Origin of the sequence: Mesorhizobium caraganae, assembly GCF_016836705.1 — a bacterium.
In the GTDB taxonomy this organism is placed as follows: Bacteria; Pseudomonadota; Alphaproteobacteria; order Rhizobiales; family Rhizobiaceae; genus Mesorhizobium; species Mesorhizobium caraganae.
Genome location: NZ_JAFCGY010000001.1, coordinates 21,281 through 36,994, shown reverse-complemented (window position 1 = coordinate 36,994; position 15,714 = coordinate 21,281). Strand labels below are relative to the sequence as shown.

The following is a 15,714-nucleotide window of genomic DNA, read 5'->3' as shown; positions in this document are numbered from 1 at the left end:
TTTCTCGCCGGGCGCCGTATCCGCGGCGCCCGGAAATCCCCCATTTGCCGGGGGGAAATTCCGGTTTTCTCGTGTTAACCATTGGCAATTATCCGGTGCGGTACGCGATCGCATAACATAAGCATGCTTGTATGGACGTGCAGGCTCTATATGATTGCGCCTCAACCTGTGCCGACTTCGAGAGGATCGACACTTGCAGCATGCCACGCCTGCCGCCCCCGCAGTGCGCGAGACACTGGAACGACTACTCGCCAGCGAAACGTTCGGACGTTCCGAGCGCGCACGCAAGTTGCTGCGCTACCTCGTAGAGCGCGAGCAAGCCGGCGAAGCCGACAGGCTCAAGGGTTTCTCCATCGCCATGGACGTCTTCGGCAAGGACGGCGATTTCGATTCGTCGACCGATGCGGTGGTCCGGGTGCAGGCAGGCAGGCTGCGCGAACTTCTCCAGCATTATTTCGCCAATGAGGGCGTAGCCGAACCGGTCCGCATCGCCATTCCGCGCGGCGGCTATGTGCCGTCCTATGAACTCAACGCCATCCGCCTGCCGGTTGGGCAGGAGCCGGTGGCGCTGGCGCAGGTGGTAGCCGACTTGCCCGGATCGCCCGAGGACCCCGCTCTTGCCGCGCCCCCGGTTGCCTCGATGGCGTCGGCGGTTGCGGGACCTGGACCTTCCCTGGCGCGCCATCTGCACTTCTTCTGGGGCGCAATGGCGCTGGTCATCCTTATGCTGGGCGTGCTCATCCTGCGCCAGGGCAGCGGCGCACTGCTTGCCAGCAGCGATCCGGCGGCGGTGGTCGAGACGGAGGGCGCAACGAGCAGCATCGCATCGCCGACGGCGGAGGCCCTGCCCCTCGTCTACATCGCCGTGAAGGCCACCGGCCCCGAGGCAGGCCGCGTCGCCGCCTCGCTGCGCGCCGGTCTTGCCGGTTTCGACACAATCGACTTCATCGGCCGTGACGCCGACAGCAAGCGCGACCCGAGCACCGACCCGACCAGCTTCGTTTTCGATGTCCTGCCGGGACCAATGGCAGGTGACGTGACGCTCGAGCTGCAGAGTGTGGCGACCGGCCGCGTGCTTTTGTCCCGCAATCTGACGGTCGCCGACAGTGCGCCTGGTACCGTCGAGGATCGTATCGCCGCCATCCTCAGCTCGACCATTCCCGCCGCCGGCCCGCTCTACAGCTACATCGAACAGAACGGCATTCAGACCGGGCTGACGAGGTGCCTGATCCTCAACGACAGATATTATCTCGACCAGAGCACCAAGACTCATGAGGCCGCCTATCGTTGTCTGGAAAACCTTGCCAGCCAAGGCGCAAAATCGTCGCTCGTTTATTCGGAACTGGCATCGCTCCATCTCGAGGCCGCGACCGATCACTACGCCTATCCGCCCGACGCGACGGTCGAACAGGCGATGTCTTTTGCCCATCGCGCCATCCAGATGGGGCCGACCAGCCCCTATGCGCACCGCGCATACGGTTACCTTTACTCGCGCCTCGGCAACCCCGAGGAGGCGGTCCGCTGGATGCGCAAGGCTTATCAGCTCAACCCCTACGACCTCAGCATGGCTGCCGCCTACGGCTATGGCCTGATCTTCGCCGGAAAATATGCCGAGGGAACACCGATCCTGACCCGTGCCGTCGAGACGTTCAGCGGCCACCCGACTTGGTGGGATTATGGGCTTTTCGCCGGGCAGTTCATGCTGGGCGATATGGACAAGGCCGCGATCGCCAGCGAGTCGCTGCGCACGACGGCGATGAAATCGCATTATCTGGCGGCGCGGCTGATCGGCGCCAAGGCTGCCGGCCGCGAGCAGCTGGCGGCCAAGCTTCTGGATGAGCTGACCACCAAATTCCCGAAATTCGCCGCTGACCCGCGTGCGGCCTTCGCCGAGCGGAAATATCCCGCCGATCTGACCGAGCGGCTGGTCGAGGCGTTGCGCGCCGCGGGCCTCGGTAACGCTAGCTAGTATCTTTCCGGATCGCGAAAATTTTACTGGCCATCGGTCTGGACTGGGAGCAATCCAGCCCAATTCGAAATTTCCTGTCCTATCTTGCAATAATCATACATTTTTCATGGTCTCATCCCTCTATGTTGCCGAGCGGGGCGCCGGGCCGAAGACGGTCGTCCTGCTGCATGGCTTCGGCGGTTGCCATGACATCTGGCGCGAGGTGACCGCGACGCTGGCGCCCGGGATCAGAACACTGGCCTACGATCTTCCGGGACACGGACTGTCGCTCGATTTCCCCGGCAGCGGTCCGGCCAGGACAGCGGCGCGAGCAGTTCTCGCGGATCTCGCCGCACGCGGCATAGCACGGGTGCATGTCGCCGGTCATTCGATGGGCGGTGCGGTAGCCACCCTGATGGCATTGGCCGAACCCGAAACAATAGCCTCGCTGACGCTTCTGGCGCCGGGCGGTTTTGGCCCGGAGATCAATGGGCCGCTGTTGCGTCGCTACGCCGCGGCGGCCGACAGACGCGAAATCCGCACCTGCCTTGCCGCCATGTCCGGACCGCAAAGCCCACCGCCGGAGCGCATCGTTGGTGTCCTGGCAGAAGTACGCCGTCGCCCCGGCCAGTTGCGCAAGCTGATCGAGATCGCAACCGTCATGACCAGGGATGAGCGGCAGGGCGTCATCCCCCGCGAACAGCTGGACACGCTCGACATGCCGGTGATGGTGGTTTGGGGAACGGACGATCCGGTCCTGCCCTATACCCAGGCTGATGGCCTGCCGGCGCATTTTCATATCCATCACGTCCTCGATGCCGGCCATATGCTGGTCGAGGAGGCGCCAGGCGTGGTCGCCCAGGCTGTGCGCCGGAACATGGGCCGGCGCGGCAGGCGTGTGCGTCCGACACTCGACGCCGCAGCGAGCTGAACCTCACCGTCTTCCGGCATCTCGCCAGTGCATTTTGCAAATGGCTGTGTTAACTCGCTATTAACCATATATTAGCGAGGGATGATGAAGGACTCAGACGAGCAATTCACCTCTTTAACCCCGTCGCGCAAACTGTCCGATGCCGTTCGCGACGTGAAGAACGCCTTCGCCGATCGCGACGACGTCGTGGTCGACATGCGCGAGGCACACCGGATGCGGCTTGAGCTGCTTGCCGCCGAACTCGCCCCGGTCTTTGCCGACGTGCCCGCCGACATGGACAATTTCGACTTCGTCGTCTCGCTGGGCCTGCAGCCGCGGCTGTGGATCGACGCCGTCAGCCATGTCGCCATGGGACGCGACCGCCGCACCTACCGTTTCCTCAGGGATACCCGCATCGGCCGCGTGGTGCTTGCCGAATCGACCGACATGAAACCGGTTGCCGATCAGGTCACGCGCTATGTGGCGGAGCGCATCGTCGAGCGCCAGCGCATGATGGAGGGTGGCGTCGAGCCCGCCGTCGCCGGCCTGAACCGCGCTACCGTGCGGGAAGCCGAACCACCCTTGCAAGCAACCGCGCCCGGCAAGCGCTGGTCGACCTTCCTGTCCGGCCTCGGCCTGATCGCCGCCGGCGCGCTGGTGGGGCTGGCAGTGGCGGCCGCGCTGTTCTGGGATCGCTTGATGACGATGAAAATCAGCTTCTGACCAGCGGTTTGGATGCCTCGGCATCCACGCCGAGTTCCACCACCTGGAGGTCGGATGGCGGTATGGCCGGTCCGGTCAGGCCGCGACGCGTCAGCCGGATCCGCCAGTTGCCCTTTTCGCCGTCGATGTCGAGCAGATTGTACTGTGCCGCCGGGTTCTTGCCGCCGGGCGACTGCCCGGCAGCGGCGACGCCGACAACCGGAATCCTGGTGCCGCGTCCGCCGATGAAGAACAGCGACGGCAGGTGCGAATGGCCGTGCAGCACAAGCTCGGCGCCGTGCCGGTGAACGGTCTTGTGGAAACGAGATATGCCAAACAGGCGCTTTTGCTGGGTGACGGCGCCGCGCACCGGCGGATGATGGATCATGATCACCCGCAACAGGCCGCGTTTGGCAGTGGCGTCGAGCATCGAGGCCAACCTTTGCGCCTGACCTTCGAGGAAGAAGCCGTTGGCCATGAACGGCGCCGTGGCGCGCGCCGTCGAGACGCCGATCAGCGCGACGTTGCCGCGCACGCGCAGATAGGGAAAAGTGTTGCGGTCGATTGGTGTGGTGACGCCGTCGCCGCTCATCCACGCCGCCCAGGAACGGCAGACCTTGTCGAAGGCGCCCGGCACATAGGCGTCGTGATTGCCCGGCACCACCGAGACATCCTCCGGCGGGCCCAGCGTCTCCAGCCAGTGCTTTGCCATTTCGATCTCGCCATCCAGCGCCAGATTGACCAGATCGCCGGTGACGGCGAGGTGGTCGGGACTGCTCGCCTTCATGTCAGCGACGATGGTGTCGATGACGGCATCGTGCATATGGCGGCGGCGGTTGCGCTGCCAGTTGACATAGCCGACCACGCGCTTGGACGCGAGTTCGCGATAGGTTACACCGGGAAGCGGCCCCAGATGGACATCGGAAATATGCGCGAGCCTGAACATCCTTCCTTCATAGGCGACGCGCCCCCCGCTTTCCACTCACTGTTTCCTGTCTGCTTACGGTTTCGCTAGCGATGGTGATATCGGATCCGGAGCAGGCGTTTCGCCAGACCAGTTGGGCCGGCCTCAGGGCAAGGTTGTTCCATCTCTATTTCCTGCTGCGGCGGCCAATGACGCTTGGTGTGCGCGGCCTGATCCACGATCGCGCGTCGAACTCCGTCTTCCTCATCCGCCACACTTACGTTCCCGGCTGGCAATTGCCGGGCGGTGGCGTCGAGCTGGGCGAAACGCTTGGCGAAGCGCTGACGCGGGAATTGGCCGAGGAAGGCAACATCGCGCTCACCGCCCCGCCGGTGCTGAAATCAATGCATTTCAACCGCCGCTCCAGCCGCCGCGACCATGTCGCCTTCTACCTGATCGAGAGCTTCAGCCAGACGGCGCCGAAACTGCCGGACCACGAGATCGCCGAAGCCAGCTTCTTCCCGCTTGATCGTCTGCCCGAAGGCACGACGCCGGCGACGTTGCGGCGGATCGCTGAGGTTTTTGGTGGGGACCCGGCATCGCCGCACTGGTAGGCCAGAGTTCTCCGACAGCATTAGCTGCTGCGATAACTCTCGCTGCTGAAATCGCAACGTAGTGCGCCATGCGCTCGATTGGATTTGGCGTCACGCCGCCTTCCTGAACCGCGCCCGGTCATGCGGGGCGGCGTAGTCGAGCTCCGGGCCGACCGGCACGATGCGCGTCGGGTTGATGCTCTCGTGGCTGCCGTAATAATGCGTCTTGATGTGGTGCAGGTTCACCGTGCCGGCGACGCCGGGCACCTGGTAGAGATCGCGCAGATAGTTCGACAGGTTCGGATAGTCGGCGATGCGGCGCAGATTGCATTTGAAATGGCCGACATAGACCGGGTCGAAACGCACCAGTGTCGTGAACAGCCGCCAATCCGCCTCGGTGATGCGCTCGCCGGTGAGATAGCGCTGTTTTGACAGCCTCTCCTCCAGCGTGTCGAGTGCCGAGAACAACTCTGCAAAGGCTTCTTCATAGGCTGCTTGCGTGGTGGCAAAGCCGGCCCGGTAGACGCCGTTGTTGATGGCCGGATAGACCAGCGCATTGACCTTGTCGATTTCGCCGCGCAGCGCCGGTGGATAGAAATCGACGCCGGCATCGCCCCATTCGTCGAAGGCGAAATTGAGCATGCGGATGATCTCGGCGGATTCGTTGGAGACGATGGTCTGTTCCTTTTTGTCCCACAGCACCGGCACCGACACCCGGCCCGAATAGGCGGGATCGGCTTTGGTGTAGATCTGATGTAGGAAATCGAGGCCGTAAACCGTGTCGCCGGTGGCCCCGTCCTCGGCCAGAAAAGTCCAGCCGTCGGCGCCGAGGAAATGATGCACGACCGAAACCGAGATGATCCCTTCGAGCTTCTTCAGCGCGCGAAAAATCAGCGTGCGGTGCGCCCACGGACAGGCGAGCGAGACATAAAGATGGTAACGGCCCGGTTCGGCCTTGAAGCCGCGCGTACGGCCTTTAGCCGGCGAGCCATCACGCGTGATCCAGTCACGCCACTGCGTCTCGGCGCGGATGAACCTGCCGCCGCTATCAACCTTGACCGGGCGGTCCTGCCATTTGCCTTCGACCAGCAAACCCATGCGAAATCTCCTTACCTGCCTTGGCCAATGTAGGCGCAAAGCGGCAATGTCGAAGTCGTCATCTGCTGACAGAGCGTCACTCGTCCGAAATGCCTGATAAAAGCGACCGATTGCAGCGGCCGAAAAATGATGCTAGCGGACACTCCGCATGTTCGACTTTGCCTCGATACGGTTTGACCGACGACGAAAGGGCGCCCGCGCTTAGAAAGCGCTGACTGGCGAACGCTGCCGCTTGCAGCAACCTTCCTCGTATATCGGACCGCGAAGACCATGAGCCTTGCCGACGTGAAATACCTGCCGGAAACTCCGGCGCATGACCCCGAAATCGAAGCGATCAACGACGAAGCCTTCGGCCCCGGCCGCTTCGTGCTGGCCGCCTACAAGATCCGCGAGGCCGGCGGCCACGAGCGTTCGCTGTCCTTCGTCGCCGTGGACGGTGACATCGTCGTCGCTTCGGTGCGCATGACCCGCATTGCCGCCGGCGCCGGCCGCGCGCTGATGCTCGGGCCGCTTGCCGTGCGCCCTGCGTTCAAGAATCTCGGCATCGGCCGCCGGCTGGTGGCGATCGCGCTGGAAGCGGCTGCCAAGGCTGGCGCGCCGGCGGTGATCCTTGTCGGCGACGAGCCCTATTACGGCCCGCTCGGCTTCAGGAAGATCCCGCGGGGCCAGATCTCCATGCCACGCCCGGTCGACCTCGACCGGCTGCTGTCGCACGAGATCCTGCCTGGCGCCGTGGCGCGTCTTTCCGGCGAAGTCTGCCATGCCAGCGTCGCCAGGATTGCCGAGCCCGCGCCGGCGATGGCCTGATTGCCCGGCCGATCGAGACGTCTCGATGGACCGGTCAGGTTGCACCATGCCAGCGACCTCCGTAGCATGATCCGCAAAAGCAGGGAGGACGCGGCATGAACCCGAACGGCCAGATTGCGATCGTAACCGGTGGCGGCTCCGGACTCGGCGAGGCAACCGCCCGCGCGCTGGCCGACAAGGGCGCCCGCGTCGCGATTTTCGATATCGGCATCGACCGGGCGGCGAAAGTGGCGGGCGACATTGGCGGCACCGCCATCCAGTGTGACGTCAGCAGCGCCGACAGCGGTGCGGCCGCGGTCGCCGAAGTGGAAAAAAGGCTTGGGCCGGCGCGCATCCTGGTGAACTGCGCCGGCATTGCCATCGGCGTGAAGACCATCGGCAAGGATGGTCCGCACCCGCTCGACCAATATCGCAAGGTGATCGAGATCAACTTGATCGGCACCTTCAACATGATCCGCCTCGTCGCGGATCGCGCCGCCAAGCTCGAGCCGTTGCGGGGCGGCGAGCGCGGCGTCATCGTCAACACGGCGTCGGTCGCCGCCTATGACGGCCAGATCGGCCAGGCCGCCTACGCCGCCTCCAAGGGCGGCGTCGTCGGCATGACGCTGCCGGTCGCCCGCGATCTCGCCCGCTCCGGCATTCGCGTCTGCACCATCGCGCCCGGCATCTTCAAGACGCCGATGATGGCCGGCATGCCGCAGGAGGTGCAGGATTCGCTTGGTGCGGCCGTGCCGTTCCCGTCTCGCCTCGGCGAACCGTCCGAATATGCGGCGCTCGCCCTGCATATCGTCGAAAACCAGATGCTCAACGGCGAGACCATCCGCCTCGACGGGGCGATCCGCATGGCGCCGAAATAGACGGCCATGGCGGCCGGCGCAGCCGCAGTGAAGACCGGCCCCCTGGCCGGCCTGAAAGTCATCGAGATGGCCGGGCTCGGCCCGGTGCCGCTGGCCGGGCTGATGCTGTCGGAGATGGGCGCCGAGGTGCTGCGCATCGAGCGCAGCGGTTCGGACCAACCCCTGCTGCCGCTCTCCGATGAGTACAATCTCGATCGTCACGGCCGTTCCATCCTACGTGTCGATCTCAAGCAATCACAAGGCATCGAGCTGGTGCTGGATCTCGTCGAACGGGCCGATCTGCTGGTCGAGGGCTTTCGTCCCGGCGTCATGGAGCGGCTCGGTCTCGGCCCAGCTGCTGCATTGGCGCGCAACAAGGCGCTGATCTACGGCCGCATGACCGGCTTCGGCCAGGACGGGCCGCTCGCAGGCCGCGCTGGCCACGATATCACCTACCTCGCCTATTCCGGTGTGCTGCATGCCATCGGCCGGGAGGAAAGCCGACCGGTGCCGCCGCTGAATCTGATCGCCGACAATGGCGGCGGCGCCATGATGCTGATCGCCGGCGTGCTTGCAGCGCTGTTTGAGCGTTCGCGCTCCGGCAAGGGCCAGGTGGTCGACGCGACAATGGTCGAGGGCGCCTCGATGCTGACGGCGCCCATACACGCCTTCATGGCGGCAGGCCTATGGAGCGACAGGCGCGGCGCCAACCTGCTCGATTCCGGCGCCCCCTTTTACGACACCTATGAAACGGCGGACGGACGCCACGTCGCGGTCGGCTGCCTTGAGCCGCGCTTCTTCGCCGAATTCGCCAGGTTGCTGCCGCTGGGCGAGCATTTTGTCCGCGGCCAGTACGACAAGGCGTTGTGGCCGGACATGCGCGCCACCTTCGCCGACCGGTTCCGGCTGAAGACGCGCGACGACTGGGCCGGTCTGTTTGAGGGCACCGACGCTTGCGTCGCGCCGGTTTTGTCGCTTGCAGAGGCCAGGAACCATCCGCACAATCGTGCTCGTCACGCATTTGTGAAGACGGGCACGTTCGAACGCCCGGCACCTGCGCCGCGCTTTTCCGCGTCGCAGCCGGCGCTTGCCGCCATGCCGGATGATGACGACCAGCGGCCGCAAAACGTGCTGGCGCGCTTCGGCTTTTCGGCAGATGAGATCACAGCGCTTGTCAAATCCGGTCTGATTGGCCAATAACTGGATGAAGAAAATCAACTTACCCCGGTGAGCATTTTGAACGAGCCGAAGAAGGACGTCATTCGCGCGACGGACGCCGAGGCGGTCAGGCTGGCAACAACCTTGATCCGCAGCGCCCGCTTCGGCGCCCTGGCGGTCATCGAGGCCTCGACCGGTTCGCCGCTGGCCTCCAGGGTCGGTGTCGCCACCGACACCGATGGCACGCCGCTGATCCTTGTCTCGGCGCTCTCCGCCCACACCGGGGCGATGCTTGCCGAGCCGCGTTGCTCGCTGCTTGTCGGTGAGCCCGGCAAGGGCGATCCGCTGGCGCACCCCAGGATAACACTGGTTTGCCAGGCCCAGCCGCTTGAGCGCGGATCGAGCGCGCATGCCCGCGCCGAGCGGCGCTATCTCAATCACAATCCCAGGGCTAAGCTCTATTCCGGGCTCGGCGATTTCTCGATCTTCCGGCTCGAGCCGGAGCGCGCCAGCCTGAATGGCGGTTTCGGCAAGGCCTATCTGCTGGGCCGTGCCGATCTCATCACCGATGGGCCGATCGTCGAGGAGCTGGCCGCCAGCGAACAGTCCGCCCTCGATCACATGAATGCCGACCATCTCGACGCAATCGCTGTCTATGCGCATCATTTTGCCAAGGCCGAAGGTGATGGCTGGACCATGACCGGCTTCGATGCCGAGGGCATGGACCTGGCATCGGGCGACGCCGTTTGCAGGGTCTATTTTCCGCAACCATTGAAGACCGCGCGCGACCTGCGAGCAGTTCTTGTCGACATGGCCAAGACCGGACGTATGCCGGCTACGCAAGGATAATCGTCATGAATCAAAAGCATGTCTTGAGATTTGGGCGAAATGATCTACGATTCATACGACGCTGAATCAGCAGCGCGATCCACAGCTGAATTATAGCACCCAACGCTATTTGCCCCCATAGCGTTCGGATGAGCAGGGAAACATGGGGCATGGTCTCTACCAAATTAATCGCCAATGCCGAATCGGCGGCGACATTTCTGACCCTTATGGGCAACGAAAAGCGGCTTTTGATCATGAGCTATCTGGCCGACGGTGAGATGTCGGTCGGCGCCATCGCCGAGAAGGTGATGCTCAGTCAGTCCGCTTTGTCGCAACATCTGGCCAAGCTCAGGGCGCTCGATCTTGTCGAAACCCGCCGCGACCGGCAGATGATCTACTATTCCTGCAAGTCGGACGCCGTGCGCGAGCTGTTGCGCATGCTGGACGGCATTTTCGGGATCGGCGACTTGTCCCAGATGGCAACGCGTCTGCGCCGCGCCGGGACTTGACCTGCGGCTCCGATCGCTCCTTACCTCGCTGACGATTTTTCGCCGGCCGAGGTATTGATGGGTCCGATCCAGATCGACGACGCGCGCGATCCGCGGGTCGCCGCCTATCTCGACATCCGCGAACGCGATCTCACCGGCCGCCATGGCCGGTTCGTCGCCGAAGGCAAGGTGGTGCTGGACGTCCTGCTGTCAGCCGGACGCTTCGCCGCCGAGTCGGTCCTGGTTCTGGAAAACCGGCTGGCCGGGCTCGAGGACATCCTGCGCAAGGCCCCTGCCGAGCTGCCGGTTTACGTGGCGACAAGCGACATCATGGACAGGATCGCCGGCTTCCACATGCATCGCGGCATATTGGCGATCGGCAGCAAGGGCGCGCCGCAGCCCGCAGAGGCCTTGCTCGACACCTTGCCAGCCGACGCGCTGATCGTCGTGCTCATCGGCATCGCCAACCATGACAATATGGGATCGATCTTCCGCAACGCTGCCGCCTTCGGCGCCGATGCCGTGTTTATCGACGCCACCTGTTGCGATCCGCTGTATCGCAAGGCGATCCGCGTCTCCGTCGGCGCAGCGCTGAAAGTTCCCTTCGCCTCCTTCAGCCACACTGAAACTTTCATCGCGAAGCTCGACGAGTTGAGCTTCGGCCAGGTCGCTCTATCGCCGCGCGGCGAGGCTGACATTCGCAATGCCGCGAGACCGAAACGACTGGCGCTCTATCTCGGCACCGAAGGCGAAGGCCTGCCCGAGAGGCTGCTTGACCGGCTGCGGACGGTGAGGATTGCGATGTCTGAAGGGTTCGACAGCCTGAATGTCGCTGCAGCCTCAGCCATCGCGTTGCATCATTTTTCGACTGGCAAGTCGGTAGCCGCCCAGGATTTTTGAAAGCCAGCGGCCTGAAGCTCAGCCCGCCGAATCTGCCTTTTGCAGCGCCCGCACGCGATCGGCGAGGCTGATGGTTCCCGATCGCGCTTCCTGCGGCGCAGCCAACGCCTTGGTGATCGGCGAATCGGGTCCTTCAAGCTTGGCGGTCAGGCTGACGACCTCTGCCGCGAGCGTGTTCATCTGTTCGCGCAACGCATCACCGGCGCTGCGCCCGTCGTCGTCATTTCTCGTGGTCTCGGAACCACCAAGCTCCGTCTTCAGCCGCTTGTTCTCACGGGCCAGCGTCGTCAGCCTGGCTTCCAGCCGCTCGCGATCGCCTTCGAGCTTGGCTAGCACCTTGTCGACGTCGTTGTTACCAGCGGGGGCGTTGTCCTGCGCGCCAACAAGGCCAGCAGCCACGGCGCCTCCCGCAGCCTCGCCCTTCAACCGTTCGCGAAGCCGGACCAGTTCCTTTTCGCGGCGATCGAGCTTGTCCTCGCGATCGGCAAGCGTGGCGAGCAGGCGCTCGAACTTCTTCTCGAGATCGGCGGTTCTCTTCTTCTCGGCTTTCAGAGAATCGCGCGTGGCCTTGCTCTCGGCGACGACTTCCTGATGGCGCTTCTCGGCTTCCTTGCGCTGGCCGCGCAGCACCGAAATGTCGTTGGCAAACTTTTCCAGCTCCGATTCCCGCGCCACCAGTTCGATCTGACGATTGCTGGAGGAGAAGGAGGCGTCGTCATACATGTGCTCGAGCTTTTCGAGCTCAAGCGCGCGCTTTTCCATCATGCGCTCGGCCTGCACCAGCTTGTCCGTCAGCTGCTGTATCTGCTGCTCGCGATGCAGGAGCAATTCGTTTTTTTCTCCGAGCTCGGTAAGCGCCTGCTTCTTGTCCTTGCGCTCGACCGCCAGGCCTTTCAGCGCCTCGCGCCCGCGACTGATTTCGACGAGTTGCTCATTGGCCTGCTCACGCAGCGTCTTGACGCTGATTTCGAGCCGGCGCGTCGTCATGGCGAACTCGGCCCGCAAGCTGTCCTTGTCGGCCTGGATCTCGGCCAGCGTTCGTGGCACCGACGCCTCGACACGCCTGCGCGTCAGCGCGACCGCCCGCCGCCAGATGGCCGGCGCAACCAGCAGCGCCAGAAAGCCGGCGCACAGAAAGCCGAGGGCGAAGAACAGGATCGATTGAACCAAGGTGACTACCCGTTACAGGCGGGCCGCTAGCCGACAACCGCCAAGTCTGGACTTTGCCATGTTCGCATGACGCAAATCCAGCGCTGCGGCAAGAATATGCCGCAGCTTGATCGGGTCAGAACCTGTTGATCGGGCCGACCTATGGTCGGAATCGCTCAGAAGGGATTCCAGGTCGGCCTCTGCGTCAGCTTCAGATAGCCGAGATTGACGCCAAGCCGGGCGCCGACGCCGGTGCGGATCGGCACCAGCAACACCCTGTTGTTCTGCAGCACGTTGAAGCCGACGCCGGCCACGACATAGGCAGAGCCAGCAACGCCACCGAACCGGTTGTAGAGATTGCTGACGTCGTCGAGATTGTAGACGAGCATCATCACCCGCGATCCCTCGCCGCCGAAATCCCAGCCGAGCGACGGACCTTGCCAGAACACCTTATGGTCGCCGGCATTCTTGGTGTAAAGCGTGCCTTCGCCGTAGGTCAGGCCGCCGATCACCGCGCCAGAACCCTCTTCGCCAAGCAGATAGCCGTTGGGCAGGCCGTAGGAGGCAAAAATCTTCTCGACGACGGTGGCGAGACCGCCCGACGTCGCGCCGAAGAACTTGTGGCCGGAATCCACGATCTCCTGAGCGGTGTATTCCTGCGCCCGCGACGCAGAGGTTGAGAAGGCGAGCGCGCCCATGAGGGCAATCGCCATGAAGAAGACACGGACAAAGGTCCGGTCGTAGAATCGGGAAACCATGCTTCCAATCTCCGTCAGGGAGCACTTTCGCCGACGCCTCGCACCCCGTCCGGCTCTTTAGGCGGCCGTTAAGGATGACTGTTACGGGCAAACTATGCCGTAATCCTTTTTCAACCATTAACCTTCCACATGAACATGGCGGTTCGAAGGCTGTCTGACCGTCTGTGCGGGCTCCCATCCTGTGCAAACACGCCATTTTTGCTGACGAGAATTGTGGATTTGTTGCTGCACGCTCGGGCGCTGTGTATTCAGAAGCGCTGGGGAAAGAGCGTGATTCGGGTGGGTGAGGCGCAGGGGTCGCTCGCGTGGCCACCAGGATGTGAATTTTTTGCAGGGATTTTCGCCGATGGCCGAGCTTTTCTCTCTCTCCGCACCCGATCTCGCAGCCTTGTTGTGCAGCCGCGTCTGCCACGACATCATTTCGCCTGTTGGGGCCATCAACAATGGCCTTGAACTCCTCGACGAGGGCGGCGCCGACGAAGACGCCATGAAGCTGATTCGCCAGAGCGCAAAAAACGCTTCGGCCCGGCTGCAGTTCGCCCGCATCGCCTTCGGCGCCGCAGGTTCGGCCGGCATGATGATCGACACCGGCGATGCCGAGTCCGTCGCCATCGCGTTCCTGAGGAACGAGAAGCCGGAACTGGTCTGGAACGGCGTTCGCGCCCTGCTGCCCAAGAACAAGGTCAAGCTGCTGCTCAATTTGCTGCTCGTCGCCAACGCCGCCATCCCGCGCGGCGGCAAGCTGGTGGTTACACTGGAAAACCTCGACACCGAGCCGCGCTTTGCGCTTGCGGCAAGCGGCCCGATGCTGCGCGTGCCGCCAAAATTCCTCGAACTCCATTCCGGCAACAAGCCCGAGGAGCCGATCGACGCCCATTCGGTCCAGCCTTATTACACGCTGCTTCTTGCGCGTGAGGCCAACATGACGATCTCGATCCACGCGACCGCCGAAGAGATCGTGCTGTCGGCGGTCTGACGAGCCGAAGTCGTTACCGGCTCGGCCGATAGTCAAGAACAAGTCAAGTATCTTTTCCCGCTGATATTTGCGGGCTTGGCCGAAATTCAGAACAACCAAGTTTCTTCGTCGGCGACGCGTCCGCTGACCCGACGCGCAAACGACATTTTTGCAAAAACTTTACCTAACGGCTTTTCGGCTTCTTTACCAGATCGGCCTAAGGTGCATACCGATACCCCGGATGCCGCCGGTTCGCCCCAAGGCAAAGAGGACCCGGAAATGAAGCGCTGCATGTTTGTTGACGATTCGAGTGTGATCAGGAAGGTCGCAAAACGGATTCTTGGCGGCTCCGACATGGTGGTTATCGAAGCGGCCACCGGACACGACGCGGTCGAGATGTGCGCTGCCGAGATGCCCGATGTGATTGTCGTCGACGGCGCGCTGCCGGACATGCAGGCGGTCGATGTCATCCGCCGGGTTCGCGCCATGGAAAGCGCGATCAAGCCGCAGATCCTGATTTCGTTGGTCGAAGTCGATGTCGCTTCGATCATGAAGGCAAAGCGCGCCGGCGCCCAGGGCTATCTCTTGAAGCCGTTCAACCGACCGCAACTGCTCGAACGCTTTCGTACCCTGAAGATCGCCGCCTGATTCGGCTCGTGCTCGAACGGACGGGACAGCAAAAAACCCGGCCTGAGCCGGGTTTTTTGCATTGAATTCAATCAGATGATTCGGTCAGGCGCTGACGCGGATGTCTTCCGGCTCGCGCAGCACATAGCCGCGGCCCCAGACCGTTTCGATGTAGTTCTGACCACCGGACGCAGCGTCGAGCTTCTTGCGCAGCTTGCAGATGAAGACGTCGATGATCTTCAGTTCCGGTTCGTCCATACCGCCATAGAGGTGGTTGAGGAACATTTCCTTGGTCAGCGTGGTGCCCTTGCGCAGCGAGAGCAGCTCCAGCATCTGGTATTCCTTGCCGGTCAGATGCACGCGCTGGCCACCGACTTCGACGGTCTTGGCATCGAGATTGACCACCAGGTCGCCGGTGGTGATGACCGACTGGGCATGGCCCTTGGAGCGGCGCACGATGGCGTGAATGCGGGCGACCAGTTCGTCCTTGTGGAACGGCTTGGTCATATAGTCGTCGGCGCCGAAGCCGAGGCCGCGCACCTTGTCCTCGATGCCGGCCATGCCGGACAGGATCAGGATTGGCGTCTTCACCTTGGAGAGGCGAAGTGTCCGCAAGACTTCGTAGCCTGACATGTCGGGAAGGTTGAGATCGAGAAGAATGATATCGTAATCATAAAGTTTTCCGAGATCGACGCCTTCTTCGCCGAGGTCGGTCGTATAAACATTAAAACTTTCGGATTTGAGCATCAGCTCGATGCTCTGAGCGGTTGCACTGTCGTCTTCTATCAGCAGAACGCGCATTTCATTCCCCTTTTCTGCCGCCGGACCAGTCACGACCCATCCGGGACCGGAGCAGTGATTGCCTGAACAGAAGGCTGCCATCGAATGGTTAACAAAACCTAATTCCGCACCCAGAACGGTACCAGATTTTTTAACCGCTTTCTACACCCTCTTGAATCTAATGATGAATCACAGAACCAAATCGCTAATGCAACACATTAATAAGTTGGACTAAGTGACTCAAGGGACTCGCTGGCCGGCTTCCGTATCGGG

At 62.8% G+C, this 15,714-nt stretch carries 17 protein-coding genes; 12 read left to right on the top strand and 5 right to left on the bottom strand.

Annotated elements, in window-relative coordinates:
* Positions 1–193: 193 nt before the first annotated feature.
* The 3 genes from JQK88_RS00190 to JQK88_RS00180 all read left to right on the top strand — a co-directional run bounded on the left by JQK88_RS00190 (position 194) and on the right by JQK88_RS00180 (position 3,581).
* Positions 194–1,969 (top strand): tetratricopeptide repeat protein, encoded by a 1,776-nt coding sequence (locus JQK88_RS00190; protein WP_192258939.1) that lies wholly within the window; start codon positions 194–196, stop codon positions 1,967–1,969.
* 106 nt (positions 1,970–2,075) lie between these two features.
* Positions 2,076–2,879, top strand: a complete 804-nt coding sequence (locus tag JQK88_RS00185; protein WP_192258938.1) for an alpha/beta fold hydrolase — start codon at positions 2,076–2,078, stop codon at positions 2,877–2,879.
* A gap of 84 nt (positions 2,880–2,963) precedes the next feature.
* Positions 2,964–3,581, top strand: a complete 618-nt coding sequence (locus tag JQK88_RS00180; RefSeq protein WP_192258937.1) for a hypothetical protein — start codon at positions 2,964–2,966, stop codon at positions 3,579–3,581.
* Here JQK88_RS00180 and JQK88_RS00175 read toward each other — a convergent pair.
* Positions 3,571–4,506 carry a metallophosphoesterase family protein gene (locus tag JQK88_RS00175; RefSeq protein ID WP_192258960.1) on the bottom strand — a complete coding sequence of 312 codons (936 nt, stop codon included), beginning with the start codon at positions 4,504–4,506 and terminating at the stop codon, positions 3,571–3,573. The two genes, JQK88_RS00180 and JQK88_RS00175, sit on opposite strands and share 11 nt — an antisense overlap.
* 71 nt (positions 4,507–4,577) lie before the next feature.
* Between JQK88_RS00175 and JQK88_RS00170 the strand changes: the two genes are divergently transcribed.
* The gene (locus tag JQK88_RS00170; protein ID WP_192258936.1) at positions 4,578–5,078 is read left to right on the top strand and encodes an NUDIX domain-containing protein; all 501 of its coding nucleotides are present in this window, start codon (positions 4,578–4,580) and stop codon (positions 5,076–5,078) included.
* Between the two features lie 90 nt (positions 5,079–5,168).
* On the opposite strand, the gene JQK88_RS00165 is transcribed toward JQK88_RS00170, so the two are convergent.
* Complete coding sequence (locus tag JQK88_RS00165) at positions 5,169–6,155, bottom strand: glutathione S-transferase family protein (RefSeq protein ID WP_203277133.1); 987 nt, start codon at positions 6,153–6,155, stop codon at positions 5,169–5,171.
* A 270-nt stretch (positions 6,156–6,425) separates the two neighbouring features.
* Between JQK88_RS00165 and JQK88_RS00160 the strand changes: the two genes are divergently transcribed.
* From JQK88_RS00160 to JQK88_RS00135, 6 genes are all read left to right on the top strand, one after another.
* The gene (locus JQK88_RS00160) at positions 6,426–6,962 is read left to right on the top strand and encodes a GNAT family N-acetyltransferase (RefSeq protein ID WP_203277132.1); all 537 of its coding nucleotides are present in this window, start codon (positions 6,426–6,428) and stop codon (positions 6,960–6,962) included.
* A 95-nt stretch (positions 6,963–7,057) separates the two neighbouring features.
* The gene (locus JQK88_RS00155; RefSeq protein WP_203277131.1) at positions 7,058–7,819 is read left to right on the top strand and encodes a 3-hydroxyacyl-CoA dehydrogenase; all 762 of its coding nucleotides are present in this window, start codon (positions 7,058–7,060) and stop codon (positions 7,817–7,819) included.
* Between the two features lie 6 nt (positions 7,820–7,825).
* Positions 7,826–8,998, top strand: coding sequence for a CaiB/BaiF CoA transferase family protein (locus tag JQK88_RS00150; RefSeq protein ID WP_203277130.1), 1,173 nt, complete (start codon positions 7,826–7,828; stop codon positions 8,996–8,998).
* Positions 8,999–9,034: 36 nt separating this feature from the next.
* On the top strand, positions 9,035–9,805 hold the full coding sequence (locus JQK88_RS00145; protein ID WP_203277129.1) for a HugZ family pyridoxamine 5'-phosphate oxidase: 771 nt from the start codon (positions 9,035–9,037) through the stop codon (positions 9,803–9,805).
* 149 nt (positions 9,806–9,954) lie between these two features.
* Entirely contained in the window at positions 9,955–10,293 is a 339-nt protein-coding gene (locus JQK88_RS00140; RefSeq protein ID WP_112561151.1) for an ArsR/SmtB family transcription factor, read from the top strand.
* 57 nt (positions 10,294–10,350) lie between these two features.
* On the top strand, positions 10,351–11,172 hold the full coding sequence (locus JQK88_RS00135) for a TrmH family RNA methyltransferase (RefSeq protein WP_203277128.1): 822 nt from the start codon (positions 10,351–10,353) through the stop codon (positions 11,170–11,172).
* A gap of 18 nt (positions 11,173–11,190) precedes the next feature.
* Here JQK88_RS00135 and JQK88_RS00130 read toward each other — a convergent pair whose 3' ends face one another.
* Together JQK88_RS00130 and JQK88_RS00125 are read right to left on the bottom strand one after the other, a co-directional pair.
* Positions 11,191–12,342, bottom strand: a complete 1,152-nt coding sequence (locus JQK88_RS00130) for a coiled-coil domain-containing protein (RefSeq protein ID WP_192258931.1) — start codon at positions 12,340–12,342, stop codon at positions 11,191–11,193.
* A 155-nt stretch (positions 12,343–12,497) separates the two neighbouring features.
* A complete protein-coding gene (locus JQK88_RS00125; protein WP_235984549.1) occupies positions 12,498–13,034 on the bottom strand; it encodes a DUF1134 domain-containing protein in 537 nt (178 codons plus the stop codon).
* A gap of 391 nt (positions 13,035–13,425) precedes the next feature.
* Between JQK88_RS00125 and chpT the strand changes: the two genes are divergently transcribed.
* Together chpT and JQK88_RS00115 are read left to right on the top strand one after the other, a co-directional pair.
* Positions 13,426–14,055: a histidine phosphotransferase ChpT gene (gene chpT, locus JQK88_RS00120; RefSeq protein WP_192258929.1), complete on the top strand. Its 630-nt coding sequence runs from the start codon at positions 13,426–13,428 to the stop codon at positions 14,053–14,055.
* Between the two features lie 258 nt (positions 14,056–14,313).
* Complete coding sequence (locus JQK88_RS00115) at positions 14,314–14,682, top strand: response regulator transcription factor (RefSeq protein ID WP_112561197.1); 369 nt, start codon at positions 14,314–14,316, stop codon at positions 14,680–14,682.
* A gap of 84 nt (positions 14,683–14,766) precedes the next feature.
* Here the strand turns inward: JQK88_RS00115 and ctrA are convergent, their stop codons facing one another.
* Positions 14,767–15,462: a response regulator transcription factor CtrA gene (ctrA, locus tag JQK88_RS00110; RefSeq protein ID WP_006203583.1), complete on the bottom strand. Its 696-nt coding sequence runs from the start codon at positions 15,460–15,462 to the stop codon at positions 14,767–14,769.
* Positions 15,463–15,714: the final 252 nt, after the last annotated feature.